This is a genomic window from Arthrobacter sp. FW305-BF8, from assembly GCF_021789315.1.
Lineage (GTDB): Bacteria > Actinomycetota > Actinomycetes > Actinomycetales > Micrococcaceae > Arthrobacter.
Genome location: NZ_CP084561.1, coordinates 4,651,675 through 4,675,296, shown reverse-complemented (window position 1 = coordinate 4,675,296; position 23,622 = coordinate 4,651,675). Strand labels below are relative to the sequence as shown.

At 65.1% G+C, this 23,622-nt stretch carries 13 protein-coding genes and 2 rRNA genes; 9 read left to right on the top strand and 6 right to left on the bottom strand.

What is annotated here, in order from left to right; translation table 11 throughout:
• Nucleotides 1–534 precede the first annotated feature (534 nt).
• From LFT45_RS21205 to LFT45_RS21180, 6 genes are all read left to right on the top strand, one after another.
• A 23S ribosomal RNA gene (locus LFT45_RS21205) occupies nt 535–3,657 on the top strand.
• 211 nt (nt 3,658–3,868) lie between these two features.
• A 5S ribosomal RNA gene (gene rrf, locus LFT45_RS21200) occupies nt 3,869–3,985 on the top strand.
• A 436-nt stretch (nt 3,986–4,421) separates the two neighbouring features.
• Entirely contained in the window at nt 4,422–4,706 is a 285-nt protein-coding gene (locus LFT45_RS21195; protein WP_003803320.1) for an HU family DNA-binding protein, read from the top strand.
• 115 nt (nt 4,707–4,821) lie between these two features.
• Nucleotides 4,822–6,999, top strand: a complete 2,178-nt coding sequence (locus LFT45_RS21190) for a cytochrome c oxidase assembly protein (protein WP_236805674.1) — start codon at nt 4,822–4,824, stop codon at nt 6,997–6,999.
• Entirely contained in the window at nt 6,999–9,026 is a 2,028-nt protein-coding gene (locus tag LFT45_RS21185) for an NHL domain-containing thioredoxin family protein (protein ID WP_236805673.1), read from the top strand. The genes LFT45_RS21190 and LFT45_RS21185 overlap by 1 nt, the downstream gene beginning before the upstream one ends.
• Nucleotides 9,027–9,209: 183 nt before the next feature.
• Nucleotides 9,210–10,091: an endonuclease domain-containing protein gene (locus LFT45_RS21180; protein WP_236805672.1), complete on the top strand. Its 882-nt coding sequence runs from the start codon at nt 9,210–9,212 to the stop codon at nt 10,089–10,091.
• Nucleotides 10,092–10,163: 72 nt separating this feature from the next.
• Here LFT45_RS21180 and LFT45_RS21175 read toward each other — a convergent pair whose 3' ends face one another.
• On the bottom strand, nt 10,164–11,156 hold the full coding sequence (locus LFT45_RS21175; RefSeq protein ID WP_236805671.1) for a hypothetical protein: 993 nt from the start codon (nt 11,154–11,156) through the stop codon (nt 10,164–10,166).
• A 129-nt stretch (nt 11,157–11,285) separates the two neighbouring features.
• Nucleotides 11,286–13,013 (bottom strand): helicase HerA-like domain-containing protein, encoded by a 1,728-nt coding sequence (locus tag LFT45_RS21170; protein WP_236805670.1) that lies wholly within the window; start codon nt 13,011–13,013, stop codon nt 11,286–11,288.
• Between the two features lie 154 nt (nt 13,014–13,167).
• Between LFT45_RS21170 and LFT45_RS21165 the strand changes: the two genes are divergently transcribed.
• Complete coding sequence (locus LFT45_RS21165; protein WP_236805669.1) at nt 13,168–14,157, top strand: LLM class flavin-dependent oxidoreductase; 990 nt, start codon at nt 13,168–13,170, stop codon at nt 14,155–14,157.
• Nucleotides 14,158–14,206: 49 nt separating this feature from the next.
• On the opposite strand, the gene LFT45_RS21160 is transcribed toward LFT45_RS21165, so the two are convergent.
• The 4 genes from LFT45_RS21160 to LFT45_RS21145 all read right to left on the bottom strand — a co-directional run bounded on the left by LFT45_RS21160 (nt 14,207) and on the right by LFT45_RS21145 (nt 17,967).
• A complete protein-coding gene (locus tag LFT45_RS21160; RefSeq protein ID WP_236805667.1) occupies nt 14,207–15,328 on the bottom strand; it encodes an FAD-dependent oxidoreductase in 1,122 nt (373 codons plus the stop codon).
• Between the two features lie 53 nt (nt 15,329–15,381).
• Nucleotides 15,382–16,308 (bottom strand): AEC family transporter, encoded by a 927-nt coding sequence (locus LFT45_RS21155; RefSeq protein WP_236805664.1) that lies wholly within the window; start codon nt 16,306–16,308, stop codon nt 15,382–15,384.
• A gap of 154 nt (nt 16,309–16,462) precedes the next feature.
• Nucleotides 16,463–16,891, bottom strand: a complete 429-nt coding sequence (gene panD, locus LFT45_RS21150) for an aspartate 1-decarboxylase (protein ID WP_236805663.1) — start codon at nt 16,889–16,891, stop codon at nt 16,463–16,465.
• A gap of 56 nt (nt 16,892–16,947) precedes the next feature.
• On the bottom strand, nt 16,948–17,967 hold the full coding sequence (locus LFT45_RS21145) for a LysR substrate-binding domain-containing protein (RefSeq protein ID WP_236805661.1): 1,020 nt from the start codon (nt 17,965–17,967) through the stop codon (nt 16,948–16,950).
• Between the two features lie 157 nt (nt 17,968–18,124).
• Between LFT45_RS21145 and LFT45_RS21140 the strand changes: the two genes are divergently transcribed.
• Together LFT45_RS21140 and LFT45_RS21135 are read left to right on the top strand one after the other, a co-directional pair.
• Entirely contained in the window at nt 18,125–19,585 is a 1,461-nt protein-coding gene (locus LFT45_RS21140; RefSeq protein WP_236805654.1) for an amino acid permease, read from the top strand.
• 378 nt (nt 19,586–19,963) lie between these two features.
• The gene (locus LFT45_RS21135; protein ID WP_236805652.1) at nt 19,964–23,512 is read left to right on the top strand and encodes a bifunctional proline dehydrogenase/L-glutamate gamma-semialdehyde dehydrogenase; all 3,549 of its coding nucleotides are present in this window, start codon (nt 19,964–19,966) and stop codon (nt 23,510–23,512) included.
• Nucleotides 23,513–23,622 lie beyond the last annotated feature (110 nt).

The following is a 23,622-nucleotide window of genomic DNA, read 5'->3' as shown; positions in this document are numbered from 1 at the left end:
GGCCCACGGCCGCGTGTATGCGGGGTGTGTGTGGTTTGTCAGGAGTAAAGGCCCGCTGCGCAGGCGATCGTTCTGCGGCGGGTGCTCATGGGTGGAATATCAATAAATAGCGGCCGCGTGGTTTTGTCCTGTGTCTAGTACGGACGGGTTCCCTTTCGGGGGTGGCTGTCCTGGAACGGTGCGGGGCGGGGTTCATGCGGTTTAGTGTTTGGCACACTGTTGGGTCCTGAGGCAACAGGACCGGGGAGGGTGCGGCTTTTGGCCGTGGCTTTGTCCGGGTTGTTTGTTTCTGGTTTCCTGGCTGCACCGATCACACGGTTGCTGCGTCTGTTGGCGCGGGTGTGTGTGGGGTGTGTGGTACGGGGTTGTTGTTTGAGAACTACATAGTGGACGCGAGCATCTTTTATAAGAAGCAATTTCCAAGAATATGAACCTGGATCTGGCTGCGCGTGATGATGGCACCCTTACGGGGTGTGGTTGTTGGGTGTGGTTGGTTTTCATGGTTCTCTCGTAAATTACTCCTTGATCTTTTGTGGTCAAGTTTTTAAGAGCACACGGTGGATGCCTTGGCATTAGGAGCCGAAGAAGGACGTAGGAATCTGCGATAAGCCTGGGGAGTCGATAACCGGACTGTGATCCCAGGGTGTCCGAATGGGGAAACCCCGCCAGACGCGCGAGTGATCTGGTGACCCGCATCTGAACACATAGGGTGCGTGGAGGGAACGCGGGGAAGTGAAACATCTCAGTACCCGCAGGAAGAGAAAACAACAGTGATTCCGTTAGTAGTGGCGAGCGAACGCGGATCAGGCTAAACCGACCCATGTGTGATAGCCGGCGGGCGTTGCATGGGCGGGGTTGTGGGACTTGTTGTCCTGGTTCTGCCGGACCGGGGAGGTGTGAGTGCTGGTATAGGTGAACGGTCTTGAAAGGCCGGCCGTAGAGGGTGTGAGCCCCGTAACCGTAATGCTGAGCGCCGCCTTTGATGAGTATCCCAAGTAGCACGGGGCCCGAGAAATCCCGTGTGAATCTGTCAGGACCACCTGATAAGCCTAAATACTCCCTAATGACCGATAGCGGACCAGTACCGTGAGGGAAAGGTGAAAAGTACCCCGGGAGGGGAGTGAAACAGTACCTGAAACCGTGTGCTTACAATCCGTCGGAGCAGCCTTGTAGCTGTGACGGCGTGCCTTTGAAGAATGAGCCTGCGAGTTAGTGTTACGTCGCGAGGTTAACCCGTGTGGGGAAGCCGTAGCGAAAGCGAGTCTGAACAGGGCGTTGCAGTGGCGTGATCTAGACCCGAAGCGAAGTGATCTACCCATGGCCAGGTTGAAGCGACGGTAAGACGTCGTGGAGGACCGAACCCACTTCAGTTGAAAATGGAGGGGATGAGCTGTGGGTAGGGGTGAAAGGCCAATCAAACTTCGTGATAGCTGGTTCTCCCCGAAATGCATTTAGGTGCAGCGTTGCGTGTTTCTTACCGGAGGTAGAGCTACTGGATGGCTAATGGGCCCTACAAGGTTACTGACGTCAGCCAAACTCCGAATGCCGGTAAGTGAGAGCGCAGCAGTGAGACTGTGGGGGATAAGCTTCATAGTCGAGAGGGAAACAGCCCAGACCACCAACTAAGGCCCCTAAGCGTGTGCTAAGTGGGAAAGGATGTGGAGTTGCGAAGACAACCAGGAGGTTGGCTTAGAAGCAGCCATCCTTAAAAGAGTGCGTAATAGCTCACTGGTCAAGTGATTCCGCGCCGACAATGTAGCGGGGCTCAAGTACACCGCCGAAGTTGTGGCATTCACATATTTTCCAAGCCTTCGTGGTTCAGGAGTGTGGATGGGTAGGGGAGCGTCGTGTGGGCGGTGAAGTCGCGGTGTAAACCAGCGGTGGAGCCTACACGAGTGAGAATGCAGGCATGAGTAGCGAAAGACGGGTGAGAAACCCGTCCGCCGGATGATCAAGGGTTCCAGGGTCAAGCTAATCTGCCCTGGGTAAGTCGGGACCTAAGGCGAGGCCGACAGGCGTAGTCGATGGACAACGGGTTGATATTCCCGTACCGGCGAAAAACCGCCCATGTTGAACAGGGGATACTAACCGCCCGAGACCTGCCCGACACCCCTTGTGGGTGAAGGGTTTTGGTGGAGCGCGGGACCTGATCCTGGGAGGCAAGCGTATTAACAGGTGTGACGCAGGAAGGTAGCCGAGCCGGGCGATGGTTGTCCCGGTCCAAGGATGTAGGGCGAACGGTAGGCAAATCCGCTGTTCATGTGCCTGAGATCTGACGGGACTCCCGTAAAGGGGGGATTCGGTGATCCTATGCTGCCTAGAAAAGCATCGGCGCGAGGTTTTAGCCGCCCGTACCCCAAACCGACACAGGTGATCAGGTAGAGAATACTAAGGCGATCGAGAGAATTATGGTTAAGGAACTCGGCAAAATGCCCCCGTAACTTCGGGAGAAGGGGGCCCCAACCTTGAACGGTACTAGCGACCGGGAGGGGATCGGGGCCGCAGAGACCAGGGGGAAGCGACTGTTTACTAAAAACACAGGTCCGTGCGAAGTCGCAAGACGATGTATACGGACTGACTCCTGCCCGGTGCTGGAAGGTTAAGAGGACCGGTTAGCCGCAAGGCGAAGCTGAGAATTTAAGCCCCAGTAAACGGCGGTGGTAACTATAACCATCCTAAGGTAGCGAAATTCCTTGTCGGGTAAGTTCCGACCTGCACGAATGGAGTAACGACTTCCCCGCTGTCTCAACCATAAACTCGGCGAAATTGCAGTACGAGTAAAGATGCTCGTTACGCGCAGCAGGACGGAAAGACCCCGAGACCTTTACTATAGTTTGGTATTGGTGTTCGGAGTGGCTTGTGTAGGATAGGTGGGAGACGTTGAAGCCCGGACGCCAGTTCGGGTGGAGTCATCGTTGAAATACCACTCTGGTCACTTTGGACATCTAACTTCGGCCCGTAATCCGGGTCAGGGACAGTGCCTGATGGGTAGTTTAACTGGGGCGGTTGCCTCCTAAAAAGTAACGGAGGCGCCCAAAGGTTCCCTCAGCCTGGTTGGCAATCAGGTGTCGAGTGTAAGTGCACAAGGGAGCTTGACTGTGAGAGAGACATCTCGAGCAGGGACGAAAGTCGGGACTAGTGATCCGGCGGTACATTGTGGAATGGCCGTCGCTCAACGGATAAAAGGTACCTCGGGGATAACAGGCTGATCTTGCCCAAGAGTCCATATCGACGGCATGGTTTGGCACCTCGATGTCGGCTCGTCGCATCCTGGGGCTGGAGTAGGTCCCAAGGGTTGGGCTGTTCGCCCATTAAAGCGGTACGCGAGCTGGGTTTAGAACGTCGTGAGACAGTTCGGTCCCTATCCGCTGCGCGCGCAGGAAATTTGAGAAGGGCTGTCCTTAGTACGAGAGGACCGGGACGGACGAACCTCTGGTGTGTCAGTTGTACTGCCAAGTGCACCGCTGATTAGCTACGTTCGGATGGGATAACCGCTGAAAGCATCTAAGCGGGAAGCTCGCTTCGAGATGAGATTTCCATACACCTTGTGTGTGAGAGGCCCCCAGCCAGACCACTGGGTTGATAGGCCGGATGTGGAAGCGAGGACTAACGACTCGTGAAGCTGACCGGTACTAATAGGCCGATAACTTACACCACACACCACCCCCGCAAACGGATTCAAAAGCGTTTGCACCCATGGGGGCGGTACAAAGAAACAAGACTGCTTGCGTCCACTATGTGGTTCCCAACCAACAAACCCGCCACCGGGCTTTGGTTCAGGAACCAACCAATAACTGAATACAACACCACAGTTGTAACACCACAAGATTTCCCACCCCCAGGAACACCGGGGGACGGGACACAGGGTTACGGCGGTCATAGCGTGGGGGAAACGCCCGGTCCCATTCCGAACCCGGAAGCTAAGACCCACAGCGCCGATGGTACTGCACCCGGGAGGGTGTGGGAGAGTAGGTCACCGCCGGACAACCATTAAAACGGTCGAGAGCCCCAACCAGACACCCTGGTCGGGGCTCTCCCGCATTTAACCCAGCAGGTGATCCCTGACAGGGTCCTGGTTTCGACAGGCCCACCCAACGGACCTCCCCAAACCCTCCCTCACCTCCCGCAGCCCTTTCCCCAACCCGTCCGCAGTCCCCCGGCCAAGGTGAGGAAGCATCGGGGTTGAGGCGACGGGATGTGAGGAAGCGTCCGGCTGGGAGCCGTCCGAACCTGTGGGCGGGCCCGGTTGGAAGGGCCCATAGGGCTGAAAATCCTTGAAATACCGGTGATTTAGGTCAAAAAGTCGCGGAAACACGCGGAATTTATCCCCCTCATGGGTGCAAGCTGGTAAGTTTTCGAACAGTGGCTTGCACGCACGCCGCGTGCAGGCTCCAGAATCAAGAGCGTCCAGGAGGACATACATGGCTAAGAACCGTAGTGAACTTGTTTCCGAGGTAGCAGGCAAGGCCGGCACCAGCCAGGCGGCCGTCAACTCCGTGCTCGATGCACTGTTCGAGGTTTTCGAATCTTCTGTCGCCGCCGGCGAGAAGATCACCATCCCGGGCTGGCTCGCAGTTGAGCGCACCGACCGTGCAGCCCGCACTGGCCGCAACCCGCAGACCGGCGAGACCATCCAGATTGCAGCCGGCCACAGCGTCAAGCTGACCGCTGGTTCCAAGCTGAAGGCCGCTGTCTCCAAGAAGTAGTCTTTCGCAGCTCAGAGGAGCGGCAACCCACTAGGTTGCCGCTCCTCTTGCTTTTAACCCTCGTTTCCCGAACCCCCGATTCGCCGCCGTGGCGACGGTAGCGGACAATGGATAGGTGCCTTCAGCAGCAAAACCCCTTACTCCGCAACCCGCGCCCGATTCGGGAACCCGGGCCGCTGACAGTGCCTTCGGCATTCAGCGGGCCTGGCAGCTGGCCGGACTCGGTGCCCTCTTCCTGGGGCTGGTGGCCGCGCTGCTGTTCTCCGGTGCCGCAGCCGCACGTGAGGTCTCCGACCCCGGCGCGCTGGTACGTTGGGGGCTTCCGGTCAGCAAGGCCGTCCACAACGTTTCCCTTGCCGCTGTAATCGGCGGGCTCATCTTTGCCGCAGGTATCCTGCCGCACAAGCTCGGTGGTGCGCGGTCGAAGGACAATGACGCACCCGAGCACCCGGCCTTTGCCCGCGCCCTTGCCATCGCGGCTGCGGCGGGCGTGGCGTGGACGCTGTCCGCCATCGCCGTGCTGGTGCTGACGTACTCCGACGTGGCAGGGCAGGGCATCTCGGGGGATGCCGAGTTCACCCGTGCTCTCGTGTACTTCATGACGGACATCGAAACCGGGCGCGCCTGGCTGGCCGTGACGATCATCGCCGCCGTCGTGACAACGGCGCTCTTCGGGGTGCGGTCGCTGACCGGCCTGGCGTTTACGTTGCTGCTGGCATTGATCGGCCTGGTTCCCACTGCCCTGATCGGCCACTCCGCCAGCTCCAACGACCACGAGGGTGCCATCAACTCGCTGGGCCTGCACCTGGTGGGGGTCAGCGTCTGGGTGGGCGGCATCATCCTGCTGGCGCTGCTCTCCGGCATGCTCGCCCCGCGCAACCAGGCCCGCAGCACCCAGGCGCGCAGCGGCCAGGCGTCCCTGCCGGGCGACCACGACATCACCGAACCGGTCCTCCGCCGGTTCTCCTCGCTCGCAGGTTTCGCATTTGCGCTGGTCTTCGCATCGGGCGTCGTCAATGCCAGCATCCGGGTGACCAGCTGGGGTGACCTCTTCGGCTCGGCGTACGGCCAGCTGATCCTTGCGAAGTCCGCGGCCACACTCGTACTGGGCGGAATCGGCTTCATGCACCGGCAGTGGGTCATCCCGCAGCTGGCGCGTGCAGGAGCGGCCATGTCCGCGCGGCGAGTGCTCTGGCAGCTGATTCTCATCGAACTGCTGATCATGGGAGCCACGTCAGGCATCGCCGTCGCCCTGGGCCGTTCAGCGCCGCCGGAGCCTACTTCCTACGCCCCGGACGCCTCGCCCGCATTCATCCTCTCCGGCTACGAGCTGCCCCCTGAACTGACGCCCGAACGCTGGCTGACCGAGTGGCGCCTGGACTGGCTCTGGATTGCCGTGGCGATTTTTGGCCTGGTGTCCTACTTCCTGGGCGTGGCCAAGGTCCGCGCACGCGGGGACAAATGGTCCTGGTTCCGCAGCACAAACTGGATCATCGGCCTGCTGGTGCTGACCTACATCACGTCGGGACCGCCGTCGGTATACGGCCGCGTACTGTTCTCGGCGCACATGGTGGACCACATGGCCCTCACCATGGTTGCCCCGATCTTCCTGGTGCTCGGCGCCCCCGTGACGCTTGCGCTCCGGGCCCTGCCGGCACGGAGGGACGGGTCCCGCGGCCTCCGGGAATGGCTCCTGCTGTTCGTCCACTCGAAGTTCTCGCAGGTGGTCACCCACCCGCTGTTCGCGGCCGCCAACTTCGCCGGCTCCATCGTGCTGTTCTACTATTCGGACGCGTTCAGCCTGGCGATGCGGGAACACGTGGGCCACGAGCTGATGAACCTGCACTTTGCGCTGACGGGCTACATCTTCGTGCTCAGCATGATCGGCACCGACCCGCTGCCGCGCCGCGCGCCGTACCCGCTGCGGCTCCTGCTCCTGCTGGCCACCATGGGCTTCCACGCCTTCTTCGGAGTGGCCATCATGGGCGGCACCAACCTGCTGGCCGCAGACTACTTCGGCAACCTCGGCCGCAGCTGGGGGCCCTCGGCACTCCTGGACCAGCAAATGGGCGGTGCAGTGGCCTGGGGCATCGGCGAAGTGCCCACACTGCTGGTGGCGATCGGCGTCGCCATCATGTGGTCCAGATCCGATGAACGCGAAACCCGGCGCACCGACCGGGCCGCGGACAGGAATAACGACGCCGATCTCACCGCTTACAACGATATGTTTGCCAAATTGGCTGAACGCGACGCCAAGCTGGCTGAACGCAACTCAAAGCTGGAAGGACGCTGATGAGCGAAACCGTACGCACCCACCTCCGGGTCCGCGCCTCCGAACTGGTGGGCCGCAACTGGCTGAACACCGGCGGCAAGTCCCTGGACCTTGAAGCCCTGCGCGGCAAGATTGTGCTCCTGGACTTCTGGACCTTCTGCTGCATCAACTGCCTTCACGTGCTGGACGAACTCCGGCCGCTGGAGGAAAAGTACTCCGACGTCCTGGTCACCGTGGGCGTGCACTCCCCGAAGTTCGAGCACGAGGCCGATCCTGTGGCGCTGGCCGCCGCCGTGGAGCGTTACGAGATCCACCACCCGGTCCTGGACGACCCCGAGCTGGAAACCTGGAAGGCCTACACGGCCCGCGCCTGGCCCACACTGGTGGTCATTGACCCGGAGGGCTACATCGTGGCGCACCTGTCGGGCGAAGGCCACGCGGACGGCCTGGGCGTGCTCATTCCCGAGCTGATCGCCGAGCACGAGGCTCGCGGCACCCTGCACCGCGGCAACGGCCCCTACGTGGCTCCGGAGCCGACGTCGGGAACCCTGCGGTTCCCCGGCAAGGCCCTCTACCTTCCGGCCGGCCGCGGTTCAGAGCCCGCTAGTTCAGCCTCCGCCAGTTCAGCGGCCGACGCCGGTGCTGCCGCCGGCACGGGTGCCAACGGCACCGCTGACCGCGGGACCTGGCTGGTCACCGACACCGGCCACCACCGCGTCCTGGAGCTCGGCACCGACTTCCACACCGTGCTGAGCACTTACGGTTCCGGGGAGAAGGGCCACGCCGACGGCGACGCCGGCACCGCCCGGTTCAACGAACCGCAGGGTCTTGTCCTGCTGCCGGAAGACGTGGCAGCGAAGACGGGCTACGACGTCGTGATTGCCGACTCCGTCAACCACCGCCTGCGGGGACTGTCGCTCGCTGACGGGACCGTCACCACCCTCGCTGGAAGCGGCGTGCAGCGGCTCCTGGAGACCGGGCCCGCCCGCGTGGACGAGGACGCGGCCGGCTTCACCGGACGCCTGGGAGACCACCCCCTGGACGTGGCCCTCAGCTCGCCGTGGGACGTCGTCTGGTCCAGCAAGCTGAACGCCGTGGTGATCGCCATGGCCGGTGTGCACCAGATCTTCAGCTACGAGCCTCTCACCGGGGACGTCTCGATCGTCGCCGGCAACGGACTGGAAGGCCTGCTGGACGGGCCCGCCCACGAGGCCTGGTTCGCGCAGCCGTCCGGTCTGGCTGAGGATGCCGACGGAAACATCTGGGTGGCCGACTCTGAGACCTCCGCCCTGCGCAAGCTGGTGATCGACGACGACGCCACCGTCACCGTTGAATCCGCCGTGGGCAAAGGTCTTTTCGACTTCGGCTTCCGCGACGGCCAGGCTTCCGAGGCGCGCCTGCAGCACCCGCTGGGCGTCACGGTGCTGCCGGACGGCTCCGTGGCGATCGCCGACACCTACAACGGTGCGGTGCGCCGCTACGACCCGGCCGCAGGCACCGTGTCCACGCTGGCGCGGGGGCTGGCCGAGCCGTCCGACGTGATCGTCGACCACACCCAGGTGGCGGGCTCCGAGCCGCTGCTCGTGGTGGTCGAGGCGAACAAGCACCAGCTCGTGTACGTGCCCATCCCTAAGGAAGCGCAGCAGGTGGACGAGGGCGCCGTCCAGACGCACCGGCCCAAGAGCCCTGTGGCGCCCGGTCTGCTGGAGCTCACGGTCCGCTTCACGGCGCCCACCGGCCAGAAGCTCGATGACCGCTGGGGCGACCCCACCCAGCTGAAGATCTCCTCCACCCCGCCGGAGCTGCTCGTGTCCGGCGGCGGGACCTCCGTGGGCCTGCTCCGCACGCTCGAGCTGGCCTCCGATGTTCCGGAGGGCGTCCTGCACATCACGGCCCGCGCTGCCGCCTGCGACGGCCCGGAAACCGAGGACGGCGAGATCCCGGACCACGCCGCGTGCCACCTCTACCAGCAGGACTGGGGCATCCCCGTGGTGCTCCAGGCCGACGGTGACACCGACCTGGTGCTGGACCTGCGCGGCATGGACTAAGGTCCGTCGCGGAACTGACTGAAGTGGCCCGGTTTCCCGCCCCGCGGCGCGGAACCGGGCCACTGCCTTTTTGTCGGCGGGTTCAAAGCTGGGCCAGCCCGGCAGCGGCGCAAGCGGGCCGGTTATCCACATGGCCGAGATTCTGCCTGCCAGGGGATGCCGGCGGCAGGCAGGGTTGGGCGTGTGGACCCCTCACGCATCATCAAAGCAGCCGGTGGGGTATTGCTGACGCGGGACGTGGTGGCCCGGGGCGGCACGGAGGCCGGCATTCGTCTCGCCGTGCGAAGCGGCGCGGTTTGGCGGGTGGAGCGCGGGCTGCTCGCCGTTCCCGGCGCCGATCCCGAGTTGGTGGCGGCTGGACGTTCTCGTGGGCTCCTGACCTGCGTGTCCGCTGCTCCGGGGTACAAACTGTGGCAACTCCGTCCCGCAACGCAGCCTCATTACTGGCACAGCAACGGCCGGGCAGGAGACGGTTGTGTCAACCACCGGCTTGCCCTGACGCAACGGAGACGCCACGGGACCATCGCCGCGCTCCCGGATGTTTTGCTCCAGGCCCTGCTCTGCCTGCCGCCCCTGGAATCCCTGGTGATGGTGGAGTGCGCCTACAACCGCGGAGATATTGACCTCGCTTTCCTACGCGGATACCTGACTGGCAACCGGTGCGGAAAAGCGCGGGACGTTCTGGCAAGAGTAGAACGGGGCGCCGATTCGCTCCTGGAGACTCTGGCCCGGGTTCTGTTCCGTGAAGCGGGGATCGCCACCGAAACGCAGGTTTGGATCGAGGGGATCGGAAGCGTGGACTTCCTGCTGGAAGGCTTCCTCATCGTGGAAATCGACGGAATCGCCTTCCACCTCGAATCGCGGCAGTTCAAGAAGGACCGGCGGCGGGACAATGCCGCCGCCGTGCGGGGGCTGCCGGTCCTTCGCTTCTTCTATGACGACGTTGTTCACTCCCCGGAAGCCATGCTGGCCCAAGTGCGGGAGGTTCTGGCCCGTGGTTCATCGCGCTGGCCGCAGCCGGACCAGCCCAGCTTTGGGCCTTACCGGCGGTTGCTGGGCCCGTGAAAATGGGGACAGGCCGTTGAAGGTGGGCCAGTCCAACCAAACAGCCCGGCCGGGTCAGTTGGAGGCGGGGCCTCAGAAGGTGAGGAGCGGCGTGACCTTGATGGTGTCGCCAGTAATGTCCAGACGCGTCGTGAAGCTGAAATCGTGCTCCACGCCCAGGGGCGAGACGGCGCCGTTGAACAGGTCGATCTGCTCCGCAGTGAGCTTTGCCTTGCCGTCCAGCGGCGCCACCACCCACCTGCCGTCAAATGGCTCGATGGTGACCTTCGGGTAGTCGGTGATGCTCCACTTGATGGTCCCGGGCACCACGCGGTTGTTGGTGACGTGGTAGAACGGGCAGTCCGGCTGGAGCTGCTGCTGCCGGCCGGCTTCGGCCGCGCACTTGTCGAGGAATTCCTTGACCCGTGCGGAGACCGCCTGGTTCAGTTCGTCGGTGGCGTGCGTGAGCAGGTTCAGGGGCGCGGCGGGAGCCTCCCTTCCGGAGACCGTGGCCCGCGTGGGCGGAGCGGCGAAGTACTGGCCGTTGAGGGACGCCTCGTACTCGCCCGGATAGAACACCGCGAAGCTGTTGTGGCCGCCGGGCATGTTCACCGGCACGCCGTTTAACGTTGCCTCACTGGAGTTCACCACTGTCACGTCAACGGTGGGCAGCGTGGCAGGCACGAAGGACCACTTGTGGAAGAACAGCCATTCTGTGCCGGTGCTCTCCAGCAGGAACTCGGTGTGCAGCTGGCTGCCGTCGATGGTGTAGTCCATCGGCACCATCACGCGGTTGCCGCCACGCCCCACCGCGGCTCCGAGTTTGACGTTCGTGATCCGCGCCGCAGAGGTCTGCAGCGCGGTGCCGTCGAGCATGGCGGCGTCGGCGTCCGGCACCGACGCGCGGAGCAGGCCCAGCGCCCGTTCACCTTCGCCGTGCTGCAGGGCCTCCAGATATTCGCGCACGGGCTGTTGCGGACTGGCCACGGAGGAGTTGACCAGATTGACTGAAACGATGGCGCCAACGATGGCAAGCATGAGGCCCAGCAGCCATCCGGCCGCCGTCTTCACCAACGCTTGACTCATTTGCACGCACCCCACGTTACCTGCAACGTCAGGCAACTCTGGAGTAGGGGTGGTCCCCATGACGCCCGCCCACCGTGCAGGAAAGCCCGACGGCGGGACGCAGCCGCCGCTGTCGGCGCTGCGTTTCCGCTAGCGGCGCCGCCGGGAAGAGGTGCCGAAAACGCCCCGCAGGAGTTCCCGGCCGAGCTGCGTTCCCATGGACCGAGCCATGCTTTTCAGGCCGCTGCCAAGGGCCCCGCCGAGGGCGCCGGTGATGTCCTCCATCATCCCGCCGGACGGGGGAGCCTGGCGTCTGGCCGGGGGCGCCGAGACCGGCCCGCCGTCCGGCCGTCCGTTTTCGGCCCGCCCGCTGCCGGGCTGCCTGCTGCTGGGACGGCCCAGGTTCTCCTCCTCGATCCGGCGCGCTTCGTCGTCGATCGCCGTTGGATCAGGATTGCCCGGGACGAACACCTCGGGCGAAGGCACCGGCGGCTGCCCGGCGGCCGCGGCGCCGGTGGGGGCCCCGGCCTTGCCGGTCAGCTTCTCGTACGCGGAGACGTTGTCCACCGCAGTGCCGTACTTCGCAAGCAGCGCCGACCCCGCCACGGTGCTCCTGACCAGTTCGGCGGCGCTGGGGCCCATGACGGATTCCGGCGCCCGGAGGCGGGTGAGGGCAACCGGCGTCGGGGCGCCTCGCTCGTTCATGACCGTGATGACGGCTTCGCCGATGCCCGCCGACGTCAGGGTCTCCTCGAGGTCATAGTCACTGATGGGGAACGTGGAGACGGTGGCCTTGAGCGCCTTCGCATCCTCCGGCGTGAATGCCCTGAGGGCGTGCTGGACCCGGTTGGCCAGCTGCCCGAGGACATCCGCCGGGACGTCCTTCGGGGTCTGCGTGACGAAGAAGATGCCGACTCCCTTGGAGCGGATCAGGCGGACGGTGGTGGTGATGGCTTCCAGGAAGGCCTTCGAAGCGTCACTGAAGAGCAGGTGCGCCTCGTCGAGGAAAAAGACAAGCTTGGGTTTGTCGAGGTCGCCGGCTTCGGGCAGGTCCTCGAACAGATCCGCGAGAAGCCACATGAGGAACGTGGAAAAAACCATCGGCTTGGTCTGCAAGGTTGGCAGCTCCAGGCAGCTGATGACGCCGCGGCCGTCAGGCGCCGTCCGGAGCAGTTCGGCGGTGTCGAACTCCGGCTCCCCGAAGAACCGCTCCATGCCCTGCGCCTCGAGACCCACGAGTTCCCGGAGGATGACGCCGGCAGTGGCCTTGGACAGGCCGCCCAATTCCTTAAGCGGTTCCTTGCCCTCGTCGGAGATGAGGAACTGGATGACGGCGCGCAGGTCCTTCAGGTCCACCAGCTCGAGGTTGTTCTTGTCCGCAAAGTGGAACACGAGCTGGAGGCTGGATTCCTGGGTGTCATTGAGCTCCAGTACGCGGGAGAGCAGGATGGGCCCGAACGACGTGATCGTGGCGCGGACCGGGATGCCGTCGCCGTCCCCGCCGAGGGCCAGGAACTCCACCGGAAACGTCTTCCCGGACCACGCCTGCCCGATGCTTTCGGTCCGCTTGGCCAGCTTGTCGCTTCCGGCGGCCGCCGTCGCAAGCCCGGAAAGGTCGCCCTTGATATCCGCCAGGAACACGGGCACCCCGGCGGTCGAGAGCTGTTCCGCCATCATGTGCAGGGTGACGGTCTTGCCCGTGCCGGTGGCGCCGGCCACGAGCCCGTGCCGGTTCATCATGGACAGCGGCAACCGGACCGGAGCGTCCTTGTGCAGTTCGCCGTCGACGATGGCGGCGCCCAGCTCGATGGTGGCACCCTCCAGGGCGTAGCCCTTTTGGATGGTGGCTACTTTATCTGCAGTGGACTTGTTGGCCATGCCGCCAGCATAGCGGCCACCGGATGGGCGGGATATGTGGACAGCGTCACCGGGCCGGACAGAAATAACCCGGGCGCCGCCGTCGTTGTTCCCAATGTGCCGGACCACCGCTGGGCCGGCAGCCGCGCAACCCCCTAAGAAAGGCCGTCCCGCCGTGACTGTTCCCCTCTCCATCCTCGACCTGGCAACCATCGGCAAGGGCCAGACGGCGGCGGAGAGCCTTGCCGGGAGCGTCGCCATGGCGCAGCTGGCCGAAAGGCTCGGATACCGGCGCGTCTGGTACGCCGAACACCACAACATGTCTTCCATCGCGTCGTCGGCCACGTCCGTGCTGATCGCCCACGTGGCCGCTCACACCGAGAGCATCAGGCTGGGAGCAGGCGGCGTGATGCTGCCCAACCATTCCCCGCTCACAATCGCCGAGCAGTTCGGCACCCTGGAGACCCTGCACCCCGGCCGGATCGACTTGGGCCTGGGACGTGCGCCCGGCAGCGACCAGAACACCATGCGGGCACTGCGCCGTGACCCGCATTCGGCCGATACCTTCCCGCAGGACGTCCTGGAACTGCAGGGCTACCTCACCGGGCCCACCCGCGTGCAGGGAGTGGAGGCTACGCCGGGCAGGGGAACCAACGTGCCCCTCTACATTTTGGGCTCCTCCCTCTTCGGAGCGCGGCTGGCGGCCCAGCTGGGACTGCCGTACGCCTTCGCGTCCCACTTCGCCCCGAATGCGCTGCAGGACGCCGTCGCCGTGTACCGGCGGGAGTTCAAACCGTCGGAGCAGCTGTCCGCCCCGCACGTCATCGCCGGCGTCAATGTGGTGGCTGCGGATGCTGCCTCGGACGCCCAGGAGATGCTGCGCGCCACGATGCGGGCCCGCGTCTCGCTGTTCTTCGGCGGCGGGCGGCAATTCACCGACGACGAGGCGGACATGATCCTGGACTCGCCGCAGGGACAGCACGTCTCGCAGATGATGAAGTACTCGGCTGTGGGCACCCCGGACGTCGTGCTGGACTACTTGGAGGGCTTCGCCCGGCACGCCGACGCCGACGAGCTCATCGTGGCGCACCAGAGCAACGGAACCGCGGAGCGGCTGCGTTCGGTGGAGCTCCTTGCGGAGGCAGCCGGACTGGTCCGCGTCTGACGCCTGCGGGTAGCCACCCCTGGGGCAAAGGCCTGAGGGGTGCGCGGTCCTAGGCCCGGGCGGCGGCGAAGATGGCCGGTGCGGGGCCCTCTCCGGTGGCGAGGTCGGCCAGGATCCGGCCCACCACGGGCGTGAACTTGAAGCCGTGGCCGGCGAAGCCCGCCCCGATGACCACGGGCCCGATCCGGTCCAGCACGAAGTTGTGGTCCGGGGCGGTGGTGTACGTGCAGCTGATGTCGGTCATCGCGTCGGCGTCCACGCCGGGCAGCCAGTCCCTCGCGTACTGCTGCAGGGCTGCGCGCTGGCGCGGTTCGGGCAGGTAGGATCTCCGGTCCGGGTCCACTACTGGTCCCACGCCGTGCCAGCCCGCCTTGACGCCCTCTCCGGGTGTCAGCATGCCGTACACGGGGGAGTACCAGCCGGCGTAGTCCCCGCCCTCGCCGGGGAAGTGGTTGAACCCGGGCCAAATGGCGCCGTCGTCGGTGATGCGGAAGTGGGCCGGCTGCTCCTGCGTGACGGTCAGGCGCGGCGTGGCGACTGCACCTGCCAGCAGCTTGGAGGTCCAGCCGCCCGCGGTGACCACCGCCTGCCGGGCGGTGAGCACCTCCGTCCGGCCGCCGTCTTCTACGGTAAGCCGGACGCCGTCGTCGAGTATTTCCAGCCGCACAACTTTCACGCCGTGCCGGATTGCTGCGCCGTTCCCGGCCGCGAGCCTCTGGAACGCCGGAAGGGCGGCCTCGGGGTTGAGCTGGCCGCCGTCGGGCATGTGCAGAACCTGCTGGTCGAAGCGGATGCCGCTCCAGCGCTCGCCGGCTTCAGCGAGCGGAACGAAGTCCGCGCGGAGGCCGGCGCTGTTCAGTGCTGCGTGGATCTCGCCGAGGCGCGGGTCTGGGCCGTGGTTGACGACGCCGGTGCGCGCCAGCAGGCGCTCGCCGCTCGCGTCCTCGAGCTCGGCCCACAGCTTCAGCGCCTCGGCCAGCATGGCCACGTACTCAGGCTCGGCGTAGGCGAGGCTCAGGTTCCGGGTGGCGCCGTGCGAGGCACCTTTGAGGTGGCCGGGCGTGAACTGCTCGAGCAGGGTCACGTCACGCCCGCGGTCGGCCAGCGCCCAGGCGGCAGCGGAACCCATGGCTCCGCCTCCGATGATCACGGTGTCCAGGGTGGTGTTCAAGGTTTCCTCCAGTTCGGGCGGCAGCCGCGGAGCGGTTGGGGACGGGGCGGCAGTTATGCCAGAAGCAGGGCCACACCGATCATCGCAGGCACGGCCACGATCGTGGTGATCAGGACGGTGTCCTTCGCGACCGTGAGCCCGGCCTTGTACCGGCTGGCGGCGACGAAAACATTCTGCGCGGTGGGCAGGGCGGACGTGACCACGACGGCGAACAGCGCCGGGCCGTCCAGTCCGAGGGCGAAGCGTGCAAACAGATAGGCGATGGCCGGGTGCACGAAGAGCTTGAAGCCGCTGGCCAGCAGGGCGTCGGTTCTCCGGCCTGCGGCTGCCTGCAGCGGCTTTGACCCGTTCAGGCTCATGCCGAAGGCCATCAGCATGGCCGGAATTGCGGCGCCGCCAATCAGGTGGATCGGCTCCAGAAGCAGCGGCGGGAGCTGCCATCCCGTTCCGGCGACCAGCAGCCCGAGGGCCGAGCCCACGATCATGGGGTTTTTCAGGATCAGCATGATGAACCGAAGCGGCGTGGTGCGGTGTGAGCTGGTGGTGGCGTCAAGGGCCATGAGGAACATCGGGGTGAAAAACGCCAGCTGGAAGATCAGCAGGGGAGCGACGTGGCTGGCGTCACCGAGGACATACACGGCTATCGGGATGCCCAGATTGGCGGAGTTCGCCAGTGAGGCGCTCATGGACGACATCAGCGCTTCCGGGACGGTGCGCTTGAGCAGGAACCTGACGATGACAAAGAACAGTGCGGCGGTGGCGGCGGCGCCAACTGCTGCAACGAGCAGCGGGGCGGCGAAAACGTCACGGAGGCTTGCCCTGCTCAGCGTCTCGAAGAGCAGTGCGGGGCTGGCGACGAAGAAGGTCAGTCCGCTCAGGACCTGGCGGGCATTCTCGCCCAGGATCTTGCGCCTGCCGACGAACATGCCCACCAGAATGATGGACCAGACCACGAAAAAGCCTGCGAGGACGCCTAGCACGGGCTTGCCGACGGGGTTGCCGCCAGGGGCAGGCTAGGGCAGAGGGTGGCATCCACCATCCCAGCCTAATCAGATTTATTCAGCCGCGGGTGGCCTTGTGGCATGGATCTCGCCGTTGTGCCGGGCCCGTTCTGGCCGGACGCGCGCGATGGTCCTAGCTCAGCGCGGCGTTGTTGAGTGCGAACGGCGGCCGCAGCAGCCCGGGGGTGAGGCCTTCGGCGGGGTCGTTGCCCAACTGGACGATGCGGTTGTCCTTGTCCACGTGGACAACCTTGGGTTCGTAGGCCTTCGCTTCGTCGGTGGTCATCTGCGCATACGTGATCAGAATGACGGTGTCGTTCTCGTGCACCAGATGGGCTGCGGGGCCGTTGATCCCGATGACGCCGGAACCACGCTCGCCGGCGATGGTGTAGGTCTCGAGGCGGGCACCGTTGGTGACGTCCACAATGGCCACGAGCTCGCCGGGCAAAATGTCGGCAGCGTCGAGCAGGTCCAGGTCAACGGTGACTGAACCCACGTAGTGCAGGTCCGCGTGCGTGACAGTGGCCCGGTGGATTTTGGACTTAAACATTGTGCGATTCATAACGTCAACAGTCTAACGCCGGCGTCAACGCTTGGCTGTGAGCCAGGGAACATCTGCTAGACCGCTTCTCCGCCTTCTCTGGCGGCTGCTGGTCCTTCTGCTGTTGCCTCTGCCGCGGCGGTTCCTGCTCCCGCCGGGGCGCCGGAGGCGTCGGCTCCGGTATCGATTTCCTGGGCAGCCGCAATGGTAGCGGCGGTGGAGGCAAGGATTTCGCGGGCCGCGAGGATGGCGGGCCGCTGCGCGCCGGAGCGCCGCACGGAGGTGAAGACCGTACGCCGGGGCTTGCCGGGAAGATCCAGCAGTTGGGCCGTTGTGCCCCGGCCGGTCCACACCAGATCCGGCATCAGGGCGACGGCGTTCCCCGACTCGATCAGGCGGATCTGGGCCTGGAGGTCAGCTGTTTCGAAGCGGACGTCGGGCTCGAAGCCTGCACTCCGGCAGGCCTGTTCCGCCCAGTGGCGTGAAGCCGCACCACGAGGTTCCATCACCCAGGGCATCTCGGCTGTGTCCGCTAGCGAGTCGACTTTCGCCCTGCCCTCAGCGGCCGGCGGCACCGCGAGGCGGATGGCGTCACTCGTGAGGCGGACACGGTCCAGCTCGGGGTAGCGGGGCGCTGCGTGGCCGGGGTACTGCTCGGCGATGACCAGGTCGAAGTCACGGGCCCACGTCTCATGCAGCGCCGTCTCGGGCTCGCGCTGTGTCATTTCGATCCGGACCTCGGGGTAGGTCGCGGAGAGGCGCGTCAGCGCGTCCGGCATAAGCGCCAGTGCCGCGGACTGGAAGACGGCGATCCGCACGGTTCCCGAGACGGTGGTCAGGGAGGCGGCCAGGTCTGCCTCGGCCTGCTCCAGGGTTTCCAGCAAGTGTGCTGTATGCGCCACCAGAACCTCGGCCTGCGGGGTCAGCTGCACGCGGCGGCCGGTTTTCCTGAGCAGTTCCACCCCTACTTCCTTCTCAAGCAGGGCCAGTTGTTGGGACACTGAGGAAGGACTGTACTGCAGGGCTGCTGCCACCTCGGCGAGCGTGCCCCGGATCTTCAGCTCGCGGAGCAGCCTCAACCGGCGGACATCAAGCATGGGCTGTTCCTTGGGTTGCACAACTGAATAGTTGGACTAATGAATACTGGTTAGAAGTATGCACTTTATCTAATGCAACACTGCTTGCATACTAAACAGATTGAGTTACCCCCATCACAGGGCGAAATGGTGGGGCCGCACCTACGCAGGAGTCCCGATGAGTACAACAGATCCATCGCAGTCAATTTTGAGGCGCAAGCCCATTGACGACATCGAAGTAGAGAACAAGCACAGCGGCTTGTTCAAGTCCCTCGGGCTGTGGCAGCTGACCGCCATCGGCGTCGGCGGCATCATCGGCGTGGGCATCTTTTCGCTGGCCGGCCTTGTGGCGCACGGCAGTGCCGATACGCCCGGCGTCGGGCCTGCGGTGCTCATTTCCTTCCTGATCGCCGGACTGGCCTCGGCTGCCGCGGCGCTCTCCTACGCAGAGTTTGCGGGCATGATCCCGCGTGCAGGCTCGGCGTACACCTACGGCTACGTGGCACTGGGCGAAATCATCGGCTGGTTCATCGGTTGGGACCTGCTGCTGGAGTACATCGCCATCGTGGCCGTGGTGGCCATCGGCATCTCCGGCTACTTCGACGCCTTCCTGTCCGGCATCGGTATCCACATGCCCGATTGGATGACCTCCACCATGGATGAGGGCAAGGGCGGCATCATCAACATTCCCGCCATCCTTGTCTGCCTGCTGGTCACCTGGATCCTCTCGCGCGGCACCAAGACTTTCGGCCGCTTCGAACTGATTGCCGTTGCCATCAAGGTTGTCCTGATCCTGTTCATCATCGGGCTGGGCGTCTTCTACATCAACACCCAAAACTTCAACCCGTTCATGCCCAGCGGCTTCGGACCGGTCCTGGCGGGCTCGGCCACCGTGTTCTTCGCCGTGTTCGGGTACGACGCCATGAGCACTGCGGCCGAAGAGGCGACCGATGGCAAGAAGCACATGCCCAAGGCGATCATCCTGTCCCTCATCATCGCCATGCTGCTCTACGTTGCCGCAACCCTCGTGCTCACCGGCATGCAGAACTACAAGGACATCGATCCCGCCGCTGGCTTCGCGTCGGCGTTCCAGGGTGTCGGCCTTCCCGTCATCGCCACCATCATCTCCGTTTTCGCCGTGCTGTCCATCCTCACCGTGATGCTCACGTTCCTTCTCGGCGTCACCCGCGTGTGGTTCTCCATGAGCCGCGACGGCCTTCTCCCCGGCTGGTTCTCGAAGACGGACCGGCACGGTACGCCGCAGCGCGTGACCTGGATCGGCGGCATCGCCTCGGCGCTGCTGGCCGGCGTGTTCCCCATCAAGGCCGTCGCCGACCTCACCAACATCGGCATCCTCGCCGCGTTCGTCGTGGTCTGCGTTTCCGTCATCATCTTCCGCTACACCAAGCCGGAGGCGCCCCGGACCTTCCGCCTGCCGCTGATGCCGGTGGTCCCCGCCTTTGGTGTCCTGGCTTCCGCCTTCCTCATGTTCCAGCTGCACTGGGAGACCTGGCTGCGCTTCGGCATCTGGCTCGTGATCGGCCTGGTGATTTACTTCGGCTACGGCAAGCGGCACTCGCTGATGAACCCGAACAGCCCGCGGCACGACGAAGCAGTGGAGATGCACACGCAGGTGTAGCCCGTTCACCTCTGTCGCGTCACCGACGAGCCCTCCCGCGCCCCAAGGTACGGGAGGGTTTTGGTTTAAGCGGCGAGAGCTGAGGACGCGTTGGGGTTTTGGCGGCGAAAGCTGAGGGAGGGTTCGAGGCCTTCAACGCGTCCTCACGTCCTGCGGTGTTTCCCTCGACGCGTCCTCACGTCCTGCGGGGATTTCGACGACGCGTGCGCACCTCCAAGGCGGGGCCGGGCGGCTCTACTCGCGGGTGGCTGGCGGGATTCCAGAACGATCGGTATTCCTAACGCGTATTGCTAAGGAAAGATCGCTTTATCTTAAGCGACGCGAGGCTCATACTGATGAATAAGACGATCACATCGCACTGAAAGAACGAGGAAAGCCATGACCAACACCGCCACGGATCACCGCGTGCAGGCAGGCAAGGACGCCGCTGCAGCCGGCGCCGTCGCCACCCCCTCGGCAGGGTCCGACGTCGCCGAAGCGACCGCCCTGGCCACTGACGCAATTGCCCTCGTTCGCCGCTGGCTGACCGAAGCCGCCAAGATGCCCGTGGACGCTTCCGCAGAGCAGCTCGCCGGCGTCCTGAAGGACCCGAACGGGCTGGACTTCACCGTGGGCTTCGTCGACGGCGTGGTCCGTCCCGAGGACCTGAACGTCGCCGCCCGCAACCTCGCCGCCCTCGCCCCGAAGGTTCCCGCCTTCCTGCCCTGGTACATGCGCAGCGCTGTCCAGCTGGGCGGTCGCATGGCACCGGTCCTGCCGCAGGTTGTCATCCCTGTGGCCCGCAAGGTCCTCCGCGAAATGGTGGGCCACCTCATCGTTGACGCCACCGACTCCAAGCTGGGCCCGGCCATCGCCAAGATCCGCAAGGACGGCATCAAGCTCAACGTGAACCTGCTCGGCGAGGCCGTGCTCGGTGAGCACGAGGCCTCACGCCGGCTCGAGGGAACGCACACCCTGCTGGCCCGCCCGGACGTGGATTACGTTTCCATCAAGGTGTCCTCCACTGTGGCCCCGCACTCGGCCTGGGCCTTCGACGAGGCCGTGGAGCACGTCGTCGAGAAGCTCACGCCACTGTTCGCCCGCGCCGCTTCCTACTCCGCCGCCGGGCAAAAGAACAAGTTCATCAACCTGGATATGGAGGAGTACAAGGACCTGGACATGACCATCGCGGTCTTCACCCGGATCCTGGACAAGCCCGAGTTCAAGAACCTGGAAGCCGGCATCGTGCTCCAGGCCTACCTCCCGGACGCCCTCGCCGCCATGATCCGGCTGCAGGAATGGGCTGCCGCGCGCCGCGCTGACGGCGGCGCGGCCATCAAGGTCCGCGTGGTCAAGGGCGCCAACCTTCCCATGGAGCAGGTAGAAGCCTCGCTGCACGACTGGCCGCTGGCCACGTGGGGCACCAAGCTGGACTCGGACATCAACTACAAGCGCGTCATCAACTACGCGCTGCACCCGGACCGGATCGGCAACATCCGCATCGGCGTCGCCGGGCACAACCTGTTCGACATTGCCTTCGCCTGGCTGCTGGCCAAGCAGCGCGGCATCGCGGATACCGCACAGCAGAGTATCGAATTCGAGATGCTGCTCGGCATGGCACAGGGCCAGGCTGAGGCGGTTAAGAAGGACGTCGGCTCCCTGCTGCTCTACACGCCTGTGGTGCACCCGGCCGAATTCGACGTCGCCATCGCCTACCTGATCCGCCGCCTCGAAGAGGGTGCCAGCCAGGAAAACTTCATGTCGGCCGTCTTCGAACTCAGCGAAAACGAGGGGCTCTTCGAACGCGAAAAGCAGCGCTTCCTGTCCTCCCTGGAAGAGCTCGACGACGAGGTGCCGCCGCCCAATCGCCTGCAGAACCGCAGCCAGCCGGCAGAGCTGATGCCCCGCACCGGCTTCCACAACACTCCGGACACGGACCCGTCCCTGCCGGCCAACCGCGACTGGGGCCGGGCCATCCTGGACCGCGTCGCGGCGTCGACCCTGGGCAACGCCTCCGTTGAAGCCGCCACCATCACCGACGCGGACACCCTCAACACCGTGATTGCCACGGCCGTCGAAAAGGGCAAGGCATGGGGTGCGCTGTCCGGCGCCGAGCGTGCCGAGATCCTGCACCGCGCCGGCGACGCCCTCGAGGCCCGCCGCGCCGACCTGCTTGAGGTCATGGCCAGCGAGACCGGCAAGACCATCGACCAGGGCGACCCCGAGGTCAGCGAGGCCGTGGACTTCGCCCACTACTACGCCGAGTCCGCCCGCAAGCTGGACCAGGTTGACGGCGCCACCTTCGTTCCGGCGAAGCTCACCGTGGTCACCCCGCCGTGGAACTTCCCGGTGGCCATCCCCGCCGGTTCCACGCTCGCGGCACTCGCCGCCGGCTCCGCCGTCGTGATCAAGCCTGCCAAGCAGGCCCGCCGCAGCGGTGCCGTGATGATTGAGGCGCTGTGGGAAGCCGGCGTGCCCCGCGACGTGCTCACCATGGTCCAGCTGGGCGAACGCGAGCTCGGCCAGCAGCTGATCTCCCACCCGGCCGTGGACCGCGTGATCCTGACCGGCGGCTACGAGACCGCCGAGCTGTTCCGCTCCTTCCGCAAGGACCTGCCGCTGCTCGCGGAGACCAGCGGCAAGAACGCCATCATCGTCACCCCGAGCGCGGACCTGGACCTGGCCGCGAAGGACGTTGCCTACTCGGCCTTCGGCCACGCCGGACAGAAGTGCTCCGCCGCCTCCCTGGTGATCCTGGTGGGCTCGGTTGCCAAGTCCAAGCGGTTCCACAACCAGCTGATCGACGCCGTCACCTCCCTGAAGGTTGGTTACCCGGAGGACCCCACCAGCCAGATGGGCCCGATCATTGAGCCGGCGAAGGGTAAGCTGCTCAACGCGCTGACCACCCTCGGCGAGGGCGAGAACTGGGCCGTTGAGCCCAAGAAGCTGGACGAGACCGGCCGGCTCTGGAGCCCGGGCGTGCGTTACGGCGTCAAGCGCGGATCCTACTTCCACCTGACCGAGTTCTTCGGTCCCGTCCTCGGCGTCATGACCGCGGACACCCTGGAAGAGGCCATCGCCATCCAGGACCAGATCGAGTACGGCTTGACCGCCGGTCTGCATTCCCTTAATACGGATGAGCTGGGGCTGTGGCTGGACACCATCCAGGCCGGCAACCTCTACATCAACCGCGGCATCACCGGTGCCATCGTGCAGCGCCAGCCGTTCGGCGGCTGGAAGAAGTCGGCAGTTGGCGCCGGCACCAAGGCGGGCGGCCCCAATTACCTCGCCGGCCTTGGTGACTGGACCAGCACCGAGAGCACCCAGGGCGCTTCGGCGGGCATCGCCAACCGCCGGGTGCAGCGGCTCGTGGACGCCGTGAAGGGCGAACTCAGCACTGCTGACGTTGAGGCCCTCCAGCGGGCGCTCGGTTCCGACGCCCTTGCCTGGGCGGACGAATTCGGCACCGCCAAGGACGTCTCGGGCCTGAGCGCAGAGCGGAACATTTTCCGCTACCGTGCGCTGCCGGTCACCGTCCGGCTGTCCGACGGCGGGTCCCTCCGGGCCCTCGTCCGGACAGTAGGCGCCGGCGTGCTGGCCGCTGCCCCGCTCACTGTCTCCTCCGGCGTCGAGCTTCCGGCCCAGCTGCGTTCCGTGCTCACCGGGCTGGACATCGCCGTGACGGTGGAGAACGACGCCGAGTGGCTGGCATCCGCGGGACGTCTCGCCGCGGCGGGCAAGCTGTCCGGCGGACGCATCCGCCTGATCGGCGGCTCCGCAGCTGACCTGGCCGAGGCGACCGGCGGCCGTCCGGACCTCGCCATCTACGCCCACGAGGTGACGGAAGCCGGCCGTATTGAGCTGCTGCCGTTCCTGCACGAGCAGGCTGTCAGCATCACGGCGCACCGGTTCGGCACGCCGAACCACCTCTCCGATGCACTGATCTAGAGTCTTGCTGATCTAGAGTCTTGCTGACCTAGAGTCTCGCTGATCCAGCGGGGCAGGCAGCAGAACGGGCGGGCACCCATAAGGCGCCCGCCCGTTCTGTTGTGTTTGCT

What these genes read in the sequence shown, in the direction of transcription:
- LFT45_RS21195 (WP_003803320.1), top strand. Translation starts at nt 4,422, where the DNA reads ATGGCTAAGAACCGTAGTGAACTTGTTTCCGAGGTAGCAGGCAAGGCC.
- LFT45_RS21185 (WP_236805673.1), top strand. Translation starts at nt 6,999, where the DNA reads ATGAGCGAAACCGTACGCACCCACCTCCGGGTCCGCGCCTCCGAACTG.
- LFT45_RS21175 (WP_236805671.1), bottom strand. Translation starts at nt 11,156, where the DNA reads ATGAGTCAAGCGTTGGTGAAGACGGCGGCCGGATGGCTGCTGGGCCTC.
- LFT45_RS21170 (WP_236805670.1), bottom strand. Translation starts at nt 13,013, where the DNA reads ATGGCCAACAAGTCCACTGCAGATAAAGTAGCCACCATCCAAAAGGGC.
- panD (WP_236805663.1), bottom strand. Translation starts at nt 16,891, where the DNA reads ATGAATCGCACAATGTTTAAGTCCAAAATCCACCGGGCCACTGTCACG.
- LFT45_RS21145 (WP_236805661.1), bottom strand. Translation starts at nt 17,967, where the DNA reads ATGCTTGATGTCCGCCGGTTGAGGCTGCTCCGCGAGCTGAAGATCCGG.
- LFT45_RS21140 (WP_236805654.1), top strand. Translation starts at nt 18,125, where the DNA reads ATGAGTACAACAGATCCATCGCAGTCAATTTTGAGGCGCAAGCCCATT.
- LFT45_RS21135 (WP_236805652.1), top strand. Translation starts at nt 19,964, where the DNA reads ATGACCAACACCGCCACGGATCACCGCGTGCAGGCAGGCAAGGACGCC.